General features: G+C 64.9%; 14 protein-coding genes, 1 tRNA gene, 1 other RNA gene and 1 pseudogene. 9 read left to right on the top strand and 8 right to left on the bottom strand.

Features of this window, described 5'->3' with window-relative positions; genetic code table 11:
• Positions 1 to 42: 42 nt before the first annotated feature.
• The 3 genes from C2138_RS10505 to C2138_RS10495 form a co-directional block, all read right to left on the bottom strand.
• Positions 43 to 933: a carbohydrate ABC transporter permease gene (locus C2138_RS10505; RefSeq protein ID WP_108517668.1), complete on the bottom strand. Its 891-nt coding sequence runs from the start codon at positions 931 to 933 to the stop codon at positions 43 to 45.
• A 1-nt stretch (position 934) separates the two neighbouring features.
• Positions 935 to 1,912 (bottom strand): carbohydrate ABC transporter permease, encoded by a 978-nt coding sequence (locus tag C2138_RS10500; RefSeq protein WP_108517666.1) that lies wholly within the window; start codon positions 1,910 to 1,912, stop codon positions 935 to 937.
• Between the two features lie 96 nt (positions 1,913 to 2,008).
• Positions 2,009 to 3,301: an ABC transporter substrate-binding protein gene (locus C2138_RS10495; RefSeq protein ID WP_108517664.1), complete on the bottom strand. Its 1,293-nt coding sequence runs from the start codon at positions 3,299 to 3,301 to the stop codon at positions 2,009 to 2,011.
• Positions 3,302 to 3,471: 170 nt separating this feature from the next.
• Here C2138_RS10495 and C2138_RS10490 point away from each other — a divergent pair, with 170 nt between their 5' ends.
• Positions 3,472 to 4,632 carry an ROK family transcriptional regulator gene (locus C2138_RS10490; protein ID WP_108517663.1) on the top strand — a complete coding sequence of 387 codons (1,161 nt, stop codon included), beginning with the start codon at positions 3,472 to 3,474 and terminating at the stop codon, positions 4,630 to 4,632.
• Positions 4,633 to 4,937: 305 nt separating this feature from the next.
• Positions 4,938 to 6,190 (top strand): annotated as a pseudogene (locus C2138_RS10485) (MFS transporter).
• Here C2138_RS10485 and C2138_RS10480 read toward each other — a convergent pair.
• The 4 genes from C2138_RS10480 to C2138_RS10465 all read right to left on the bottom strand — a co-directional run bounded on the left by C2138_RS10480 (position 6,180) and on the right by C2138_RS10465 (position 10,509).
• Positions 6,180 to 7,100: a carbohydrate ABC transporter permease gene (locus C2138_RS10480; protein ID WP_108517661.1), complete on the bottom strand. Its 921-nt coding sequence runs from the start codon at positions 7,098 to 7,100 to the stop codon at positions 6,180 to 6,182. The pseudogene C2138_RS10485 and the gene C2138_RS10480 overlap by 11 nt on opposite strands.
• Positions 7,097 to 7,987: a carbohydrate ABC transporter permease gene (locus tag C2138_RS10475; protein ID WP_108517659.1), complete on the bottom strand. Its 891-nt coding sequence runs from the start codon at positions 7,985 to 7,987 to the stop codon at positions 7,097 to 7,099. Before C2138_RS10475 ends, C2138_RS10480 begins: the two co-directional genes overlap by 4 nt.
• Positions 7,988 to 8,072: 85 nt before the next feature.
• On the bottom strand, positions 8,073 to 9,350 hold the full coding sequence (locus C2138_RS10470) for an ABC transporter substrate-binding protein (RefSeq protein ID WP_108519070.1): 1,278 nt from the start codon (positions 9,348 to 9,350) through the stop codon (positions 8,073 to 8,075).
• Between the two features lie 154 nt (positions 9,351 to 9,504).
• Positions 9,505 to 10,509, bottom strand: coding sequence for a LacI family DNA-binding transcriptional regulator (locus tag C2138_RS10465; protein WP_199286535.1), 1,005 nt, complete (start codon positions 10,507 to 10,509; stop codon positions 9,505 to 9,507).
• Between the two features lie 69 nt (positions 10,510 to 10,578).
• On the opposite strand from C2138_RS10465, the gene C2138_RS10460 reads away from it, so the two are divergent.
• From C2138_RS10460 to C2138_RS10450, 3 genes are read left to right on the top strand one after another with little or no spacing between them, the layout of a single operon-like run.
• Complete coding sequence (locus tag C2138_RS10460) at positions 10,579 to 12,018, top strand: GH1 family beta-glucosidase (protein WP_108517656.1); 1,440 nt, start codon at positions 10,579 to 10,581, stop codon at positions 12,016 to 12,018.
• A gap of 53 nt (positions 12,019 to 12,071) precedes the next feature.
• Complete coding sequence (locus tag C2138_RS10455; protein ID WP_108517654.1) at positions 12,072 to 12,746, top strand: phosphatase PAP2 family protein; 675 nt, start codon at positions 12,072 to 12,074, stop codon at positions 12,744 to 12,746.
• 9 nt (positions 12,747 to 12,755) lie between these two features.
• Positions 12,756 to 13,307, top strand: a complete 552-nt coding sequence (locus tag C2138_RS10450) for a TetR/AcrR family transcriptional regulator (RefSeq protein ID WP_108517652.1) — start codon at positions 12,756 to 12,758, stop codon at positions 13,305 to 13,307.
• Between the two features lie 65 nt (positions 13,308 to 13,372).
• Here the strand turns inward: C2138_RS10450 and C2138_RS10445 are convergent.
• Positions 13,373 to 13,460 (bottom strand) — tRNA-Ser (locus C2138_RS10445).
• Positions 13,461 to 13,630: 170 nt separating this feature from the next.
• Here C2138_RS10445 and C2138_RS10440 point away from each other — a divergent pair.
• The 4 genes from C2138_RS10440 (at position 13,631) to C2138_RS10425 (ending at position 18,552) form a co-directional block, all read left to right on the top strand.
• The gene (locus C2138_RS10440) at positions 13,631 to 15,088 is read left to right on the top strand and encodes a benzaldehyde dehydrogenase (protein ID WP_108517650.1); all 1,458 of its coding nucleotides are present in this window, start codon (positions 13,631 to 13,633) and stop codon (positions 15,086 to 15,088) included.
• 38 nt (positions 15,089 to 15,126) lie between these two features.
• An RNA gene (gene ffs, locus C2138_RS10435) (signal recognition particle sRNA small type) lies at positions 15,127 to 15,223 on the top strand.
• 96 nt (positions 15,224 to 15,319) lie between these two features.
• The gene (gene pta, locus C2138_RS10430) at positions 15,320 to 17,425 is read left to right on the top strand and encodes a phosphate acetyltransferase (protein WP_108517648.1); all 2,106 of its coding nucleotides are present in this window, start codon (positions 15,320 to 15,322) and stop codon (positions 17,423 to 17,425) included.
• On the top strand, positions 17,422 to 18,552 hold the full coding sequence (locus C2138_RS10425) for an acetate/propionate family kinase (RefSeq protein ID WP_108517646.1): 1,131 nt from the start codon (positions 17,422 to 17,424) through the stop codon (positions 18,550 to 18,552). The genes pta and C2138_RS10425 overlap by 4 nt, the downstream gene beginning before the upstream one ends.
• Positions 18,553 to 18,585 lie beyond the last annotated feature (33 nt).

Genomic DNA, 18,585 nt, shown 5'->3' with positions numbered 1-18,585 from the left:
TGCCATAGGGGACGAGTCCCGACTTCACTGGTCACAGAATTCCTATCCCTTGACTGCGCCGGTCAGGCCGCCGACGATGCGCTTCTCCGCGAGGAGGAAGAAGGCGAGTGCCGGAACCATCGAGAGCGATGTGTATGCGAGTACCGCGCCGGTGTCAGACGAGTACTGGGTCGAGAACTGCTGCACGCCGAGCGGCAGGGTCCACAGGTCCTGGGGCATGCCGCCCGCGGCCATGATGAGCAGCGGCAGCAGATAGGCGTTCCAGCTGCCGATGAAGGCGAGCACACCCACCGTGATGAGCCCCGGCACCGAGAGGGGCAGCATGATGCGCCAGAAAAAACCGATCCGGCTCGCGCCATCGATTGCGGCTGCTTCTTCGAGCTCCGACGGGATCGCCCTCAGAAAGGGAACCAAGATGATGATTGTCGTCGGCAGGGCGAACGCAACCTGAGGAATGATGAGCCCCAGGAACGTGCCGTGAAGTCCGAGGTCCCGAAGCAGGATGCTCAGCGGCAGCGCAGCGACCGTGACGGGAAACATCAGGCCGGCGGCGAAGAGCGCGTAGAGCCCGCCGCGGCCGCGAAAGCTGTACCGCGCGATCACGAAGGCGGCCATAACGCCGAGGAGAACCACGCCGAGTGTTGTGCCCACCCCTACGAGGGTCGAGGAGAACACCGATCCCCAGAACCTGCTGGAGGTGAGTACGCGCACGTAGCTCTCGACGGTCCAGGGGTCTGGCCAGCCGGCCGGGGCGGCGTTGATGTCGGAGGTGCGCCGAAAGCCTCCGATCCAGATGTAGGCAACGGGCACGATCGATGCGGCTACCGCGGTGAGCGCGACGACGTAGACCCAGACCTGTCCCATGTCGAAGGGCTTTTTCTTGACGGGGTGGCTTCGGGTGCCGTGCACGGTGGTCTGCGAGAGGGTTGTCATGTCAGCGAACTCCGCTCGTGAGCGCACCGGCGAGGTCGCGGCGCATGGCGAACCGTTGGTAGATCACGGCGACGACGAGCGAGATCACAAAGAGGATGACCGCGATCGCGCTTCCGTAGCCGTACTGGCCCTGGCCGTACTGGATCATGTACACGGCCATGGTGTTGGTCGCTCCAATGGGGCCGCCCTTTGTGGTCACCCACACCATGTCGAAAAGCTGGAGGGAGCCAATCATCGACAGAAATATCCAGATGCGAATGGTGGGCCCGAGCAGTGGCAGGGTGATGCGCCACTGGGTCTGCCACCAGTTGGCTCCGTCGATCGCGGCGGCCTCGTGGAGTTCTTCTGGCACTCCTTGCAGCCCTGCGAGCATCAGCAGGATTGCGAAGCCCAGGTACTTCCAGCTCAGGATGCCGAACATGACCCAGAGCGCGATGTCCGGGTCCGCAAGCCACGGCCGCGCCAGGTCGCCTAGACCGATCGCCTCGAGCACGGCGTTGACGCCGCCCCGGGGCGAGAGCAGCAGCTTCCACGAGAGACCAGCAATAACTTCGGCGAGCACGTAGGGAACGAAGATGAGCGCGCGAATGACGGTGCGTCCGCGCATGCGCCGATTGAGGAGCAGGGCGACGGCGATCGCAATCGGGCCCTGCACGAGGATCGAGGCGATAACGATCGTCGCGTTGTTGCCGATCGCCTTAATGAAGAGGGGGTCGGAGAATGCCCGAACATAGTTGTCGAGCCCAATGAATCGCTCGAGCGGGCCGAGGCCATTCCAGTTGTAGAGGCTGTAGACCGCGGCGAGAGCCACGGGAACGATCACGAACCCGACGAAAACCACGAGGGCGGGCCCGGCAAAGAGAGCGATCTCTAACCATTTGCGGCGGTCGGCCGCTGGGCGACGCCGGGGGGTGGCGGGCGCTGGACCTGCTGGGCTCGGGGCCGTGACGCGAGGGGGTGCTGCATGCGTTGCGGTCATGTCTCACTCCGTTGGGAGAGTCGGCGGGGCCTGCTATCGGGGCAGGCCCCGCCGGGGTGGATCCTCGGTGTCGTGTCGCGCGGTCGCGCGGTCGTTCTACTGAGCGGCGGCCGTCTGCTCCAGAGCGGCCACGACATCCTGCGGCGTGCCTGATCCGGCGAAGATGTTCACGATCGCCTGGTTGAGCGGGTTACCGAAGGCCGGGCCGAGCGCGCTGTCAATCCAGAGCTGCACATAGCTCGCCTCGCCCAGTGCTGCCGCGCTGGCGATGAGGTTGGGATCCGTGAGGGCGTCTGCTACACCAGGGTGGGTGGGAACGCCAGCGCCGGTCTCGGCAAATCGGCGCTGAACATCTTCGCTCATGATGTACTTCAGCAGGTCGACGGCTTCGTCGGGTGCATCCACGTGGACGCCAAAGCCGTCGCCGCCGCCCATGATGCTGCCGGCGTCGCCGCCAGCACCGTCAACGGTGGGGAACGGGAACCAACCGAGCCACTCGGGGACCTCGCCGTCTTCGGTGAGAGCGCCGATGGTGCCGGAGTTCCACGGCCCCATGAACTCCATGGCGGCCTGACCGTTGGCGATGAGCCCGTTCGAGCTGTCGGCGCCGGTCTGCCCTGGGGTTGCGAGGAATCCCTCATTGAAGGGGTCGGTAGCGATGAACTCCTCCAGCTGCTCGCCAGCTTCGACCCAGCAGGGGTCAGAGAAGTCGAACTCGGGGATGGCGGTCTCAAGCACGTCGGTGGGGCAGGAGCTCACCGCGAACTGGTACCACCAGTGACCCGCAGGCCACAGGTCGCCGGCGCCTACCGCAATGGGGGCGACATCAATCGCCTTGAGGGCGGTCACCGCATCTGCAAGCTCGCTCAGCGTCTCCGGAGTGCCTTCGATGCCCGCTTTGTCGAAGAGCTCGGTGTTGTACCAAATGCCGGCAGCGCCGAAGGCATAGGGGATGGCGTACTGCTTGCCGTCCAGCTGCCACGGGCTTACCGCGGCACCCATCTCCTCGATCGTGTCTGCTGCGACCTCGGTCAGGTCTTTGAGATGGCCAGCTTCGGCCTGCGCCCGCACCTCGCCGCCGGGCCAGACCATGAAGACGTCTGGGGCGTCGCCCGACTGTAGGGCGTTGGGGATGAGGGTGCGTTGCAAGTCTTCGTTTTGGTAACCGGTGACCTCTACGGTGACTCCGGGGTTGGCTTCTTCGAATTCAGCCGCGACGTCCTCCCAGAGTCCCTGCAGGGGGTCGGATGTCGCATTGTGCCACCACGTGATGGTGACATCGCCGTCGTTATCGCCATTGTCGCCGCCGGGGGTGCAGGCTGCGAGCCCGAGCGCCAGGGTGGATACCGCAGCGATTGCGGCGACCCTTGTGGTGCGGGATCTGTTCATCGTCGAACGCCTCTCGAAAGTTTCGACATCTTTGTCGAAAGTGATTGGGATGTCTGGATACTACGCACGGAACCTTTTGAGGTCAATAGCAACAAATACCCGCTTGCCCCGGAATGTCGCGGATACTGCGGGGCGGATGCCCCCGCGACATCCGGTAGCGTGCTGTCACCATGACACCACGATCGAGCGCCGCGAGCCTCGACGATGTGCGCCGACACAACCTCGGTCGCATCGTCGAAATCGTGCACCACAGCGGCGCCATCTCGCGCTCGCAACTCACCAGGGCGACGGGCCTTAACCGCTCCACAATCTCGGCGCTGGTCGGCGAGCTCGTGGCCGCTGGTCTCGTTTCTGAGGCAGATCCCACGGGTGACCGCCGGGTGGGGAGGCCCTCTCCGGTCGTCTCAGCGGGGGCATCCGCAGTGGCCTTCGCCGTGCACGCCGAACTCGACTCCATCACCGTCGGGCTCGTGCAACTGGGCGGCGTCGTCATAGCCAAGCTCAGGGTCGATGTCGACCAGGTGCCCACGGCAGAATCTGCCGTCGAGGTTGCCGCCGCGCTCATCGAGCGACTCTCCCACGAGCACGGCGTTGAGCGCTCTGCCGGAGTCGGGGTCGCCGTTCCCGGCCTCGTGCGCGACGGCGACGGTGTCGTGCGGCTCGCCCCCCATCTGCTCTGGCGCGACGCCCCCATCGAGCGGATGCTCAGCCGGGCCACGAATCTGCCCGTCTCTGTGGCCAACGATGCGACCCTGGGGGCCAGGGCGGAGCGCACCTTCGGCGCGGGCAGGGGAGTCGACGATCTCGTCTATCTCAACGGCGGGGCCAGCGGCATCGGTGGCGGCATCGTGCTGGGAGGCCGAACCCTCACGGGGCTCAGCGGCTATGCAGGTGAGTTCGGCCACGCATTCAGCACCGATGCCGGGGCGGCCCTGGAGGATCTCGTCGATCGGGCCTCGCTCACGGCGGCGCTGGGCGTCGCCGCCCCCACCGATGCGGAACTCGAAATGGCGCTCGCCGCTTCGACCGATGCCGAGGTTGCTCAGCTTGTCGCGCGGCAGGCGACCACGCTGGGCCGAGGGCTTGCCGGAACGATCAACATCCTGAACCCCGCCGCTGTCATTCTCGGAGGCTTTCTCGGTGTCATCTTCGACTGTGCGCCAGAGCATCTCCTCGCCGCCGTGCGAGAGCACACGCTTGCCCCGGCCTTCGACGACGTGAGCGTCGCCAGAGCGCAACTCGGCGACAACCTGCTCATGATCGGGGCGGGCGAGCTGGCCTTCGACCGCTGTATTTCCAACCCGCTCGGGGCCCTGCGCGCGCAGAAGTGACGACCCAGCCGGCCGCCGCGGCCGTGCCCGATCTGGGGGCGCTGAGCGTGCCGAGCGCGCCGTAGTTTTCGGCTAATCTACCGAGATGACCCCTGCAGCCCAGCCCCAGAGCACGACGCGCAGCTCGGCGGGCAGTGCAGCGTTCGGCCTCACGATCGGCGCTCTCTGCGCCACGGCCGACCGGGCGTAGCGGGGTGTCAACCAGTCGCATCGGCATCTACAGTGCGCCCTATCTGTGGACCACGATCGGGGCGTGCGCGCTCGTTTTTCTCAACGCGTTTGAGAACCTAGCCGTCACCACCATCATGCCCATCGTCAGCGACGATCTTGATGGCGCCCGCCTCTACGCGTTGGCGTTCGCCGCACCGCTCGCGGTCGGCGTGATCGGCATGGTGGTCGCGGGCAACTGGTCTGACCGTGCCGGGCCGACCGGGCCGCTGTACCTCTCCGGGGCGCTCTTCGTTGCAGGCCTTCTGGTCGCTGGCACAGCACAAGAGATGTGGGTGCTGGTCGTCGGTCGCCTCGTGCAGGGTCTCGGCGGCGGCGGCGTCACCGTCGCGCTCTATGTGCTCGTGGCCCGCATCTATCCCCCGACCTGCATCACAAGATCTTTGCCGCGTTCGCCGCAGCCTGGGTGGTCCCGTCAATGATCGGGCCGGCCATCGCCGGGGTAATCGCCCAGTTGTTCTCCTGGCACTGGGTGTTTCTGGGGGTCGTCGGTCTTGTGCTGGCGGCTGTGGGCATGGTCGTGCCTGCCGTACGCGTCTTGGCATCGCAGCCCGTGCCAGAGAACCCGCAGCCGTGGGCCTGGGGTCGCATCGGCTGGTCGATTCTCGCCGCGGGCGCCGTGCTCGCCCTCAACCTTTCGGAGCAGGCTCCGGATGCTCTTGCGCCCGTCATCGCGGTCGGCGCCCTGGTTCTGCTTGTCGTTGCCGTGCGGCCTCTCGTGCCGAAGGGCACCCTCCTCGCCCGCCGCGGACTCGCCTCCGTCGTTCTCTCGCGGTCCCTCGTCGCCGCGGCCTTCTTTGGTGCTGAGGTCTACATCCCGTACCTGCTCATCGATGAGTATGCTTTCGATCCTTCGCTAGCGGGGGTTGCTCTCACGGGTGCAGCGGTGTCGTGGGCCACCGGGTCATGGCTGCAGGGCAAGCTCGGTGCCCGACTGCGCGATGTTATGGCGATGCGCATCGGTGCCCTCATGGTTCTTGCCGCCGTGGTCATCGCCTTCGCGACGGCGGCGCTGCATTTGGCCCCGTGGATCATCATCGCGGGCTGGGTGATCGGCGGTGGCGGAATGGGCCTCATGTATCCCAGGATGAGCTCGATGACTCTCGCCCGGTCAACTCCGGCGAGCCAGGGCTTCAACAGCTCCGCCATCACGATTGCCGACTCGCTGGGTGCGGCGCTCGCGCTCGCCACGACGGGTCTCATCGTCGCCGCCCTTGTCGACGTGGACGGCGCAGCATCCTTCGCCGGAGTCTTCGCTCTCACTATCGTGATCGCGGCAGTCGCCCTGGCCATCTCCGGCCGCGTGGAGGAACCCTCCGTCAGCTCTTGACCGACCCGCTCATGAGCCCGCCGATGAAGTACTTGCCCAGCACGATGTAGACCACCAGGGTGGGCAGCGACGCGAGCAGCGCCCCGGCCATTGCCGAGCCGTAATTGGCGAGCTGGGCGCCTTGGGCAAGGTTGTTGAGGGCAAGCGAGACGGGCCCTTCTCGTTGGTTGGAGAGAAACAGCGCGAAGAGAAAGTCGTTCCATGCGCTCGTGAACTGCCAGATGATCGTGACCACAAAGCCCGGCAGCGAGAGGGGCAGCACGATGCTCGCGAACGTGCGGAGCATGCCGGCGCCGTCAACGCGGGAGGCCTCCATGAGCTCCATTGGGATGCCCGTGTAGTAGTTGCGAAAGATCAGCGTGCAGATGGGCAAGCCATAGATGATGTGCACGACGAGCAGGGTGCTGATGCCGCTCGGCAGCCCGAGTGACGTCTTCATCTGCACCAGCGGCGTCATGATCGCCTGATACGGAATGAACATGCCAAAGAGGATGAAGGTGAACACCCAGTCGGCGCGGGGAAAGCGCCATCGGGAGAGCACGAATCCGTTCATCGCGCCCAGGAACGACGAGATGATCGCCGCGGGAATGGCAAGCAAAAACGTGCGGGCGATCGCGGGCGAGAGGGCGTCCCACGCGAGACTCCAGTTGTCGAACCCCGTTGCCCCGCCCTCGAGCGCCGGCTCCCACGGCCAGCGAACGGGCAGGCCCCACGACGTTGCCGGGTTGACATCCTGAGGCGGTTTGAGGCTCGTGACCACCAGCACATAGACGGGCATGAGCACCACCACGAGAAACAGAATGAGCAGCACGTACTTGGCCGTTCTGCCCAGGGTCACCCTGCTCGGCCGCCCCGTGAGAGGGGCGGGTTCTGGCGCGGGCTTTCTGTCGATGCCCGTCGAGATCGTCATCGCTGCGCCTTCTCGGAGCGCGAAGTGTGGATGAGGTACGGGATGATGAGCACCGCAACGAACAGCAAGAGAACGGTGGCGATCGTTGCCGCTTTTGCGTAGTCGTTCGAGGTGAGGGCCACCCACATGTAGGTGGCGGGAACCTCGGTTTGGTAGATGGATTTGGTGATGGCCATGATCAGGTCAAACACCTTGAGCGACATATGGCCGATGATCACGAGGGCGGAGAGCGCCACGGGGCTGAGCTGCGGAAACACGACGTGGCGGTAGAGCTTCCACTCCGAGGCGCCGTCCATGCGGGCCGCTTCGCGCAGTTCGTCGGGGATGCCTCTAAAGCCCGACAGGAACAGGGCCATCACATAGCCCGCGAGTTGCCAGATCGCGGGGAGAGCGATGGCCGCCATGCCCCAGGTCGGGTCGTTCCACCACGGATTCTGCAAGAAGCCAAGGCCGAGCGATTCGAAGATGCGATTGAGCCCGGATGCTCGATCACCCTCTGCGCTGTTGAGGAGCCACCGCCAGACCACACCAGAGGCGATGAACGAGATCGCCATGGGAAAGAGGTAGACCGAGCGAAAAACGCCCTCAGCGCTCACGCCCTTGTCGAGCATCCACGCCCAGAGAAAGCCGAACAGCATTGTGCCGACGAGAAAAAACAGGGTGAAGATGCCGAGGTTATAGAGGGAGTGCTGAAAGCGTTCTTCGGCGAACAGGGAGAAGTAGTTGTCGAGACCGACAAAGCTCTCGGCGGGGCTCAGGCTGTGCCTGTCGCTGAGTGAAACAGAGACGTTCGCGCCGATGAGCCCGTAGACAAAGATGCCGAGGATAACGATCGTCGGCGACACCAGCAGCAGCGGTGGCCCCCAGTTTCTTACCCCTTTGCGCATGACCCGAACTCCCTTCTCGGTTCACCGGACGATCGGCATAGCGGCGGGTGGGAGCTATCGACTCCCACCCGGTACCGCTGCGGATTTAGCCGAGCGCCTTCTGGGCTGCGTCAACGAGCGCTGACTGCAGCGCGGCCACATCTTTATCGCTGCCGAACCTGCCGACCGCCGAGGAGATGTCGCCCGACCACGCGATGCTCGCCGCGGCCCCGTGGGCGAGCGAACTCACGATTACGTCGTCCGCGTAGGCCTTGATCGCGGTCTGCTGGTAGGGCGGGTAGTCGGCCGCATCGATGTCGGTGCGGGCGGGGATGGATCCCTTGGCCAGGTTGAACGCCTGCTGACCGTCTGCAGATCCGACCGTGCGCAGCCAGTCTTTGGCGGGTTCCTCGTGGGGGGCGCCTACGGGCAGCGTGAACGAGTCGGCGAGAAAGTCGAAGATTCCCTCCGTGCCCGGCACCGGCCACGTCGTGTATTCGTTGTCGTAGGTGAGCCCAGCCTGAGCGAACGCGGCCTCAGCCCAGTCGCCCATAACGTTGTAGGCCGCCTGGCCATCGATCAGAATCTGCGTCGCCGCATCCCAATCCAGGCCCGTGTAGTCGCTGTTGACGAAGTCGAGGAGGGTGCTGTAGTGGTCGATGGCGGTCGTGACCCCATCGCTATCCCAGGAGGTATCTCCCGTCCAGAGCCCCGTGTACCCGTCGGCACCGAGGTCGGCGAGCAGCACGGTTTCGAACAGCTGCATCTGGGTCCATTCGGTTCCCAGCGCGAGAGGTCCCTCGACTCCCGAGGCCTTGACCTTCTCCAGATCAGAAATCCAGGCGTCGATGTCGGCGGGTGCCTTCTTAGGGTCGATGCCGGCGTTTTCGAGGATGCCCGTGTTGACCCAGACGACGTTGGCGCGATGGATGTTGCTGGGCACCGAATAGATGGCGTCGTCAACCGTGAGCAACTGGATCAGGCTCTCGGGAAACACTTCGGTGAACCCTTCGTCGTCGAAGAACGAGCTCAGGTCTTGCAGCTGGCCCGCTTCGATGTAGTCGGTGAGTTCGGCGCCAGCATGTGCCTGGAAGGTGTCGGGTGGGTCGCCCGCTTCGAGGCGGGATGCTAGGGCTGCCTTGGCGTTGGAGCCTGCGCCCCCGGCCACAGAGGCGTTGATGAACTCGATGTCGGGGTACTGCTCGTTGAAGACTTTGACGAGGGCGTCGAGCCCGACTTTCTCCGATCCAGATGACCACCAGGTGAAGACTTCGACCTCGTTCGCGCCCCCGGAATCCGACGGGGTGTCTCCTCCGCCCGAGCATCCGGCGAGGGCGAGGCCAAGGATTGCGGCCCCTGCGATCAGTGACACTGGCTTGCGCATGGTGAGTTCCTCCATTGGAATCTCGCAGTTCGTGTGTCGCCGTTCGGCGAGGTCCCTTCATTCAAATATGAAAACGTTTTCAGGACAACGGGCCATGACGAAATCGTTACCGAGGGTCTCCGGTGCGAGGGCAAGCGCCGGTGTGACGGCTCGTCTACGGCCTTTGCTCGCCCGATCCGCGAGCGATCAGGCGCGTTCCCAGCGTTATCGTCTGAGGCGGCGACGTGTCGCGGTCGAGTCGGCGAAAGAGCAGCTCTGCCGCCATGCGCCCCATCGCCAGCGGGTCTTGGGCCACGACTGTCACGCCCGGGCTGAGCGCATCGGCGAGCTCAAAGTCGTCGAAACCGACGAGGGCGGGGCGGTTGTGCCGGCTACCCATCACCCTCAGCGCGCCGATGGTCGACCTGTTGTTCGCAGTGAATAGTGCGGTTGGAGGGTTCTCGGCGTCGAGCATGCTGGTGAGGGGCCCCGCCAGGGTGTCTGTCGTGTCGTCGGCCGAATAGACGAGGGCGGGGTCGAACGGGATTCCTGCCGCGGCGAGTGCGTTCCGGTAGCCGCGGATGCGATGCGATGACGTGTAGAGACCAGCCCTGTCGGTGATGCATGCGATGCGGCGGTGACCGTGCGCAATAAGGTGCTCGACTCCGCTCATGGCGCCGCCCACGTTATCGGTGAGCACCGTGTCGACATCGAGCCCGGGCACCGGTCGGTCGATAAAGACCATGGCAACGCCGGCAGTGAGCTCGGTGCGGAGGTAGTCGATCGACTGGTCTTCGGAGGGTGTGATGATGAGCCCGTCGACGCGCCGCGAGCAAAATGCGAGCACCATGCGCCGAGCCCTGGCGGCATCCTGGTGTGACGAAGCGGAGAGAAGCAGGGAGTCCCTGCTGAGCGCTACCTCTTCTACGGCCTGCGAGATGAGGGAGAAGAAGGGGTCGGCGATGCTCTCGATGAGCAGGCCGATGCTCGCGGCCGCGCCCGTGCGCAGGTGCCGGGCCGAGTCGTTGCGGCGATAGCCCAGCTCGCGGATCGCGTTTTCTACGGCAAGGGTTTTGGCGGGGCTCACCTTGACATCGCCGTTGACAACGCGCGACACGGTGGAGAGACCAACGCCGGCCAGGGCGGCAACATCGTGCATGGTCGCGCGCGAGGTTTTCATCGATGGGAACGTTATCAGCAAAGCGATTCTGGGAGCGCTCCCACGGCGTCGGGTAGAGTCGCACGCATCATGACAACAGGCAGCCCCGACTACCGCGACATCGGCCTCGAATTTCCTCCGGGATTTCTCTTCGGATCCGCGACTGCGGCCTATCAGATCGAGGGAGCCGCGCACGAGGACGGCCGAGGCCCCTCCATCTGGGACACGTTCAGTCACACACCGGGTCGCGTCGTCGGTGGCGACACGGGCGATCGTGCCGACGACCACTATCACCGCCTCGAATCCGATCTCAACCTCATGGAGCGGCTCGGGCTCGAGGCCTACCGTTTCTCCGTGTCATGGTCTCGCATTCAGCCCGACGGCAAGGGGGCGGTCAACTCCCGCGGTCTCGCCTTTTATTCCCGGCTGGTCGACGGCCTGCGCAAGCGCGGCATCCGGCCCATCGCCACGCTGTATCACTGGGATTTGCCGCAGGCTCTTGAAGATGCCGGCGGATGGACCTCCCGCGACACAGCGCAGCGCTTCGGCGACTACGCGGCGATCATGGGGGAGGCGCTCGGCGATCGAGTCGGCACGTGGACGACCCTCAACGAGCCGTGGTGCTCGGCCTACCTGGGCTACGGATCCGGTGCCCACGCCCCCGGAATCGCCAGCGGGAGGGCCGCGCTCACCGCGGTGCATCACCTCAATCTCGCGCACGGAATCGGCACGCAGGCGTTGCGGTCCGTTCTGCCAACCGACGCCGAATGCTCGGTGACCCTCAATTTTCACGTGCTTCGCCCCGGCGACGATCAGGCAGAAGATGCGATGCGCCGCATCGACGCCCTCGCCAATCGGTCATTCACGGGCCCCATGCTCACGGGGGCATACCCGGCGGACCTCCTGGCAGACACCGCGTCCGTCACCGACTGGTCGTTCGTGCAGCCGGGCGATCTCGACATCGTGAACCAGCCCATCGACTTTCTCGGGGTCAACTACTACTCGACCGCGATGGTCAGAGAGTGGAATGGCCGGGGGCCCCGGCAGAGGGCGGATGGGCACAAGGGCACGGCAGGCAGCCCCTGGCCCGGCAGCGACTTTGTGGAGTTCGTTGAGCAGCCCGGCCCCTACACCGACATGGGCTGGAACATCGCGCCGGAGGGGTTTGAGGAGCTGCTCGTCTCGCTCTCTGAGCAGTTTCCTGACCTTCCGCTCATGGTCACCGAGAACGGTGCGGCGTTCGTCGACGAGGTGCGCGATGGGGTGGTCGACGACGCTGATCGCATCGACTATCTGCAGCGCCACCTCACGGCGGTTCACCGAGCCCTCTCCCGTGGCGTCGACATTCGTGGTTACCAGGTGTGGTCGCTGCTCGACAACTTCGAATGGGCCTACGGCTTCTCCAAGCGTTTCGGCATCGTGCACGTCGACTACGACACGCTCGAGCGCACGATCAAGAACTCCGGCCACTGGTATTCGGAGCTTGTGCGCAGCCGACGCATTCCGGCGGGCCCGCGAAACGAGCGCTAAATCTGAGCGGATGCTGGCGCACTATTGAGCAAATCGCGGCTAGCTTCAGATCTATGGAGCCCCGCGAGTCCCGAGCCGTTACCAACCGTTGGCCCCTCATCAGCGGAATCGTTGCCCTTGTGGTGGCGGTATCGCTCGGGGGGCTTATCGCGGCCCGCAACAGCGGCTCGCCTCTCGGCGTCGATCTGGGGTGGCTTGACGCCATGCTCAACTATCGGAGCGACGCGCTCGACGCGCTCTCGCTGTTCTTGGACTGGCTCGGCGGCGGCATTGTCGGCATCTTTGTTGTGCCCATCGTCACGGTCATTGTGCTCTGCCTGCTGCGCCGGATGTGGGCCGCGCTTTATTACCTCATCGCGGCCATCGCGAGTGCCGGCGCGGTTCAGCTTCTCAAGGGTCTTTATCTGCGCCCCAGGCCAGAAGACATCATGGTGGTGGCGGATGTCGGCTCGTTTCCGTCAGGGCATGTCGCCAACGCCGCGACGATTGCCGTGACTCTGGGCATCATCGTCGGCCGCACCTGGGTGTGGGCGGCGGGTGCCGTTTATACGGTGCTCATGATGGTGGCCCGCACCTATCTGGGGGCGCACTGGATCAGCGATACCGTCGGCGGGCTGCTGGTGGGGGCTGGTGTCGCCATAATCGTGTGGGCACCGTTCGCCGCAAGAATCGCTGCTGAGCGCGAACGATTGAGCAATCGGCCTGCCGTCACGCGCACTAGTGAGTAAGGTTTGCTCATGACTGACCCGAGAGTCGAACACCAGACCCGCCGAAATGAGCTCGTGGATGTGGCGCTCACAGTGCTGGAGCGAGACGGGTTCGCATCGCTGAGTGTTGGTGCCGTCGCCCGCCAGGCAGGCATCAAGCCGCCATCGCTATATAAGCAGTTCACCAGCAAGGCCGACATCGAGGCTGCGCTCATCACGCTGGGGTTTGCGCGTCTCGCCGATGAGTACATTGGCCCAGCGGCCAGCGCGGCTGAGGGCTCGCGTCTCGACCACATCACGGCGCTGGTTTCGGCCTACCGCGCATTCGGCCTCGCGAATCCGCAGCTCTACCTCCTCATGCACAGCAAGCCGTTCACGGGCACAGATTCCGAGCGCATAGATCGTGCGGCCGTGTCTCGGCTTCGGGCCTTCGTGGCCGGGCCGGTGGGTGCCATGAGCGCGTGGGCGTATGCGCACGGTGTTCTTAGCCTCGAGCTCGTGGGGGCATTCCCGCCCGAGCTGCTCGACGACATCTGGGCGAGGGTCTCGCAGACGATAGCGGAGTTCGCACCGGACGAATAAGGCGCCGACACAGCGCGCTACACGACGAAAGCCCCGGGCGGATGCACGGGGCTTTGGTCTGAAAATGGCGGAGAATGGGGGATTCGAACCCCCGAGGGCTTGCACCCAACACGCTTTCCAAGCGTGCGCCATAGGCCACTAGGCGAATTCTCCTGGCGATCGATTCCGGCTTCCCGGCAACGACCTCACAGAATCTTACGCGATTTCGCGGGCCTCGTTGTTCACCCCCGGAGAGCTGCGGCAGTCCACCGAGAACGCCCAGCCCCGCGGGCGCAGAATCTAGTCAGCCAACGGCACGAATAAAGAACTACAAGGAGAACACCATGACGTTGCTTGAAACCTCCCTCTGGCACGGCAAGATCTACCTGAATGGTTGGGTTGAGGGGCGCGGAGGCATCCTGCCCGTCACCGAACCGGCAACGGGCAGCAGCCTAGGCTCTGTCGGAGCGGCGACGACAGAGGATGCTCTGGAGGCGGCAACGGCAGCGGCGGCGGCCCAGGTCGACTGGGCTAAGCGCAGGCCTGAGGAGCGCGCGGCAGTTCTGCGTCGTGCCGGGCAGCTGTTCGAAGAATACGCGGAGGAGATCCAGGGCTGGATCGTGCGCGAGAGCGGCGGAATCCCTCCCAAGGCTCAGCTCGAAACGCACATCGCAGCGAACGAGTGCTACGAGGCTGCTGGGCTCCCCGGGCACCCGCACGGCGAGGTGCTCACCTCTAACGAAGACCGCTGGTCATTCGCCCGTCGTCTCCCGGCCGGCGTCGTCAGCGTCATCGCCCCGTTCAACTTTCCGCTCATCCTGTCGATTCGGTCGGTGGCCCCGGCCATCGCGCTGGGCAACAGCGTTCTGCTCAAGCCAGACCCCCGCACCGCCGTTTCTGGCGGTGTCGTGCTCATGCGCATCTTCGAAGAAGCGGGGCTGCCCGCCGGAGTTCTCCAGTTGCTGCCCGGTGGGGCGGATGTTGGGGCCGCGGTTGTCGAGGCACCAGAGGTTCGCATTATCTCGTTCACGGGGTCAACCCCTGCCGGTCGCAAGGTCGGTGAGGCGGCTGCGCGTCACCTCAAGCGCGCCCACCTCGAACTCGGGGGCAACAACGCCCTCATTGTTTTGCCGGGAGCCGACCTTGAGAAGGCTGTCTCGGCGGGTGCCTTCGGGTCGTTTATGCACCAGGGGCAGATCTGCATGACGACCGGTCGCCACGTTGTTCACGAGAGCATCCACGACGAGTACGTCGCACTGCTCGCGGCGAAGGCAAACGGTCTGCCGGTCGGCGACCCGGCGCAGGAGCAGGTCGCGCTCGGTCCGATCATCGACGAGAAGCAGCGCACCCACATTGACTCGATCGTTCAGGACTCAGTCGCTGCGGGCGGGACCCTCTCCGCTGGCGGAACCTCCGAGGGCCTCTTCTACCGGCCCACAGTGCTCTCGGGGCTCAGCTCGGAGAACCGGGCGTGGACCGACGAAATATTCGGACCGGTCGCGCCCGTGATCAGCTTCTCCACGATTGACGAGGCCATCGACCTCGTCAATTCGAGCGAGTTCGGGCTCTCGGTCGGAATTCTGGGAGATGTCGGTTTGGCGATGACGGTCGCCGACCGCATCCACTCGGGAAAGATCCACATCAACGAGCAGACCGTCTCCGACGAGGCCAACTCCCCGTTCGGCGGCGTAGGGGCATCCGGAACCGGCTCCCGATTCGGTGGCGCCGCGGCCAACATCGAGGCGTTCACCGAGACCCAGTGGCTCACGATGCGTCCCGAGATCGCACCGTATCCGTTCTAAGGGTTCAAAAGCGGGTCTCGATCTCCGCTAAAGTAGAAAACGGCTCCTCGCGTGGTGCCATCCAGGCCAACTCCCCCAGGGCAGAAATGCAGCAAGGGTAACCGGGCTCTGGCAGGTGCGCGAGGGGTCCTTTCTCGTTAACGACGAGAGTTTCGGGCCCGATTCGCAGCCTGGGCCGCAGCCTGTGCAGCCCGCCCTGGCGGCCGATCCTGTGAGGCGTAGGGTGGACGCGTGGCCAAAAGCATCTACATCACCTCTGTCGAGGGACATGCCGGCAAGTCGACAATTGCGCTGGGGCTGCTCGACACCCTGAGCCACGAAACCGGCAGGGTCGGGGTGTTCCGCCCCGTCGCTCGCTCCATCGCAGAGCGCGACTACGTGCTTGAGCTGCTGCTCGACCACGACGGTGTCGATCTGAGCTATGAGGACTGCATCGGCGTCGGCTACGACCAGGTGCATTCAGACCCTGAGGCGGCACTCTCGCGCATCGTGGAGCGCTACAAGGCGGTCGAACGGCAGTGCGATGTTGTGGTCATCCTGGGCTCCGACTACACGGATGTCGGCACCCCGACCGAGCTCTCATACAACGCGAGGATCGCCGCCAACCTTGGCGCGCCCGTCCTGCTCGTCATCGGCGGGCAGTCCGACGAGCGCGGCGCCCGCACGGCCGACGAACTGCAGCAGGTCTTCGGCCTCGCGATGCAGGAGCTCGATGCCGCCCATGCCTACACGATCGGGGTCGTCGCTAACCGGTCAGACCCCGACCGTCTCGTCGAGATCGTGGCGGAGCTCAGCGAGGTCGCTGGCGATATCCCCGTCTGGGCCATCCCCGAGGACCCGTTTCTCATCGCCCCGAGCATGCACCAGCTTCTCGTCGCCGTCGAGGGAACCCTCATCAAGGGGGATGCTGAGCTGCTTCAGCGAGAAGCCCTCGGAGTGGTCATGGCCGGCATGTCGATGGAGAACTGTCTCACTCGCATCATGGACGGTGCCGTCGTCGTTGTGGCGGGGGATCGCTCCGATGTGCTTCTCGGCATGCTTATGGCGCACAGTTCCGACACGTTCCCCTCTCTCGCGGGAATCATCCTGAACGGCGGCTTCGAGCTGTTGCCGCAGATCGAGCGCCTCATCGATGGCCTCGACACGAGCCTTCCCATCGTGAGCACGCGATTCGGCACGTATGACACGGCCCGGCGGGTAACCAAGACGCGGGGCCGCATGGCGGCAGACTCCACGCGCAAATACGACACGGCGATCGCGCTTTTTGAACAGCATGTCGACTCGCAGGAGCTGCTGCGCAAGCTTGAGGTCTCGCGCACCGACACCATCACCCCGCTGATGTTCGAGTACGACCTGCTCGATCGGGCTCGTTCGGTGCAGCGACACATCGTTTTGCCCGAGGGTGACGACGACCGCATCCTTCGCGCGGCGAGCACCCTCCTGCGTCGCGGCGTGGCGCGACTCACCATTTTGGGCGAGGAGAGCGAGGTGCGAGCGCGGGCCAGTGGCCTGGGGCTCGATATTTCGGCAGCGGAGGTGCTGAGCCCCTTCGACACGACCCTGCGGCAGCGGTTCGCGCTGGAGTATGCCCGGCTGCGCGCACACAAGGGCGTAACGGTTGAGGACGCGCTCGACATCGTCACCGACGTCTCCTACTTCGGCACGCTCATGGTGCATCTCGGGCTCGCCGACGGCATGGTTTCGGGCGCGGCGCACACGACAACGCACACCATCCGACCCGGGTTCGAGATCATCAAGACGCAACCTGGCGTCTCCGTGGTCTCCAGCGTGTTTCTCATGTGCCTCGAAGACCGGGTACTGGTCTATGGCGATTGCGCCGTGAACCCAGACCCCGACGCCCCTCAGCTGGCGGATATCGCTATCTCGTCGGCCGAAACCGCCGAGGAATTCGGCATCGAACAGCGCATCGCCATGCTCTCCTACTCCACGGGGTCATCCGGCAAGGGAGCGGATGTCGACAAGGTGCGGCAGGCCACGGCGCTCGTGCGGGAGCGTCGACCCGACCTCATGGTCGACGGCCCCATTCAATACGACGCCGCGGTGGATGCTTCCGTTGGCCGCTCCAAATTGCCGGACAGTGCTGTGGCCGGGCGGGCGACCGTGTTCATCTTTCCCGACCTCAATACGGGCAACAACACCTACAAGGCGGTGCAGAGAAGCGCTGGCGCCGTGGCGATCGGTCCCGTTCTGCAGGGTCTCAATAAACCCATCAACGACCTCTCGAGGGGCGCGCTCGTGCAAGACATCGTCAACACGGTTGCCATCACCGCCATCCAGGCGGCCTCAACCGGCGCAGTAGCACAGGGGCACGAATGAGCCTCGTCTGCGTGATCAATTCGGGGTCATCCTCGATCAAATACCAGCTCATCGATCTGGCGACGGGAGCGGCCGTCGTGAGCGGACTGCTCGAGAGAATCGGCGAAGAGGGCTCTCCCGTGCCCAACCACGAGTTCGGTATGAGCATTGTGCTGGCCAAGCTCGGCGACCGCAGCGCCGAAATCTCCGCCGTTGGCCACAGGGTCGTGCACGGAGGGCCGAACTTTGATGGCCCCGCCCTGGTCACCGCCGAGGTGGAGGCCGAGATCAACGACCTCTCCGCGCTGGCCCCCCTCCACAACCCCGCTAACCTGCTCGGCATTAGGGCGGCAAAGATCGCACTGCCCACCGTGCCGCACGTCGCGGTCTTCGATACCGCGTTTCATCAGACGCTTCCGGCCGATTCCTATACGTATGCGATCGACACCGAGCTGGCCGCCCAATACCGGGTTCGCCGTTACGGATTCCACGGAACGTCGCACGAATATGTGTCACGGGCCGCCGCCGAGTTCTTGGGCCGACCGCTGGAGACTCTCAAGACGATCGTTCTGCACCTCGGCAACGGAGCCTCCGTCGCCGCTATCGATGGGGGCCGCTCAATCGACACGTCGATGGGGCTCACCCCGCTCGAGGGTCTCGTCATGGGCACTCGCTCTGGCGACATCGATGCCGGGGTCATCTTTCACCTGGCTCGGCAGGCGGGCCTCTCCATCGACGAACTGGATGTTCTCCTCAATCGGCGCAGCGGGCTTCTCGGGCTCACAGGTTCTGGCGATATGCGCGATGTGCAAGAGGCCGCCTCGCGGGGCAACACTGCGGCGCAGGCGGCGCTCGCAGTGTGGCGGCACCGCATCCGGCACTACATCGGTGCCTATATTGCGGAGCTCGGCGGTCTGGATGCCCTGGTCTTCACTGCGGGCATCGGCGAAAACAACTCCCTCCTCCGGCGCAGGGCGCTCGCCGGCCTGGAGTTTCTCGGCATCGAGATCGACGACGATCGCAACGAGCTCGCCTCGCGCGCGGCTCGCTTCATTTCGCCGGAGGGCGCCACCGTTTCTGTGCTTGTAATCCCCACCAATGAGGAGTTGGAGATCGCCCGGCAGACGGCAGCGCTCGTCGGGGTATAGCGCCGACAGGTCCCCCTGACACGGACCGCGCAA

The sequence above is a fragment of the Salinibacterium hongtaonis genome, from assembly GCF_003065485.1.
GTDB lineage: Bacteria > Actinomycetota > Actinomycetes > Actinomycetales > Microbacteriaceae > Homoserinimonas > Homoserinimonas hongtaonis.
This window is presented reverse-complemented; position numbering and strand designations above follow the sequence as displayed.

Excerpts from the sequence above, each read along its gene's own strand:
- C2138_RS10505 (WP_108517668.1), bottom strand. The coding sequence starts at position 933 with ATGACAACCCTCTCGCAGACCACCGTGCACGGCACCCGAAGCCACCCC.
- C2138_RS10500 (WP_108517666.1), bottom strand. The coding sequence starts at position 1,912 with ATGACCGCAACGCATGCAGCACCCCCTCGCGTCACGGCCCCGAGCCCA.
- C2138_RS10495 (WP_108517664.1), bottom strand. The coding sequence starts at position 3,301 with ATGAACAGATCCCGCACCACAAGGGTCGCCGCAATCGCTGCGGTATCC.
- C2138_RS10490 (WP_108517663.1), top strand. The coding sequence starts at position 3,472 with ATGACACCACGATCGAGCGCCGCGAGCCTCGACGATGTGCGCCGACAC.
- C2138_RS10480 (WP_108517661.1), bottom strand. The coding sequence starts at position 7,100 with ATGACGATCTCGACGGGCATCGACAGAAAGCCCGCGCCAGAACCCGCC.
- C2138_RS10475 (WP_108517659.1), bottom strand. The coding sequence starts at position 7,987 with ATGCGCAAAGGGGTAAGAAACTGGGGGCCACCGCTGCTGCTGGTGTCG.
- C2138_RS10470 (WP_108519070.1), bottom strand. The coding sequence starts at position 9,350 with ATGCGCAAGCCAGTGTCACTGATCGCAGGGGCCGCAATCCTTGGCCTC.
- C2138_RS10465 (WP_199286535.1), bottom strand. The coding sequence starts at position 10,509 with ATGAAAACCTCGCGCGCGACCATGCACGATGTTGCCGCCCTGGCCGGC.
- C2138_RS10460 (WP_108517656.1), top strand. The coding sequence starts at position 10,579 with ATGACAACAGGCAGCCCCGACTACCGCGACATCGGCCTCGAATTTCCT.
- C2138_RS10455 (WP_108517654.1), top strand. The coding sequence starts at position 12,072 with ATGGAGCCCCGCGAGTCCCGAGCCGTTACCAACCGTTGGCCCCTCATC.
- C2138_RS10450 (WP_108517652.1), top strand. The coding sequence starts at position 12,756 with ATGACTGACCCGAGAGTCGAACACCAGACCCGCCGAAATGAGCTCGTG.
- C2138_RS10440 (WP_108517650.1), top strand. The coding sequence starts at position 13,631 with ATGACGTTGCTTGAAACCTCCCTCTGGCACGGCAAGATCTACCTGAAT.
- C2138_RS10425 (WP_108517646.1), top strand. The coding sequence starts at position 17,422 with ATGAGCCTCGTCTGCGTGATCAATTCGGGGTCATCCTCGATCAAATAC.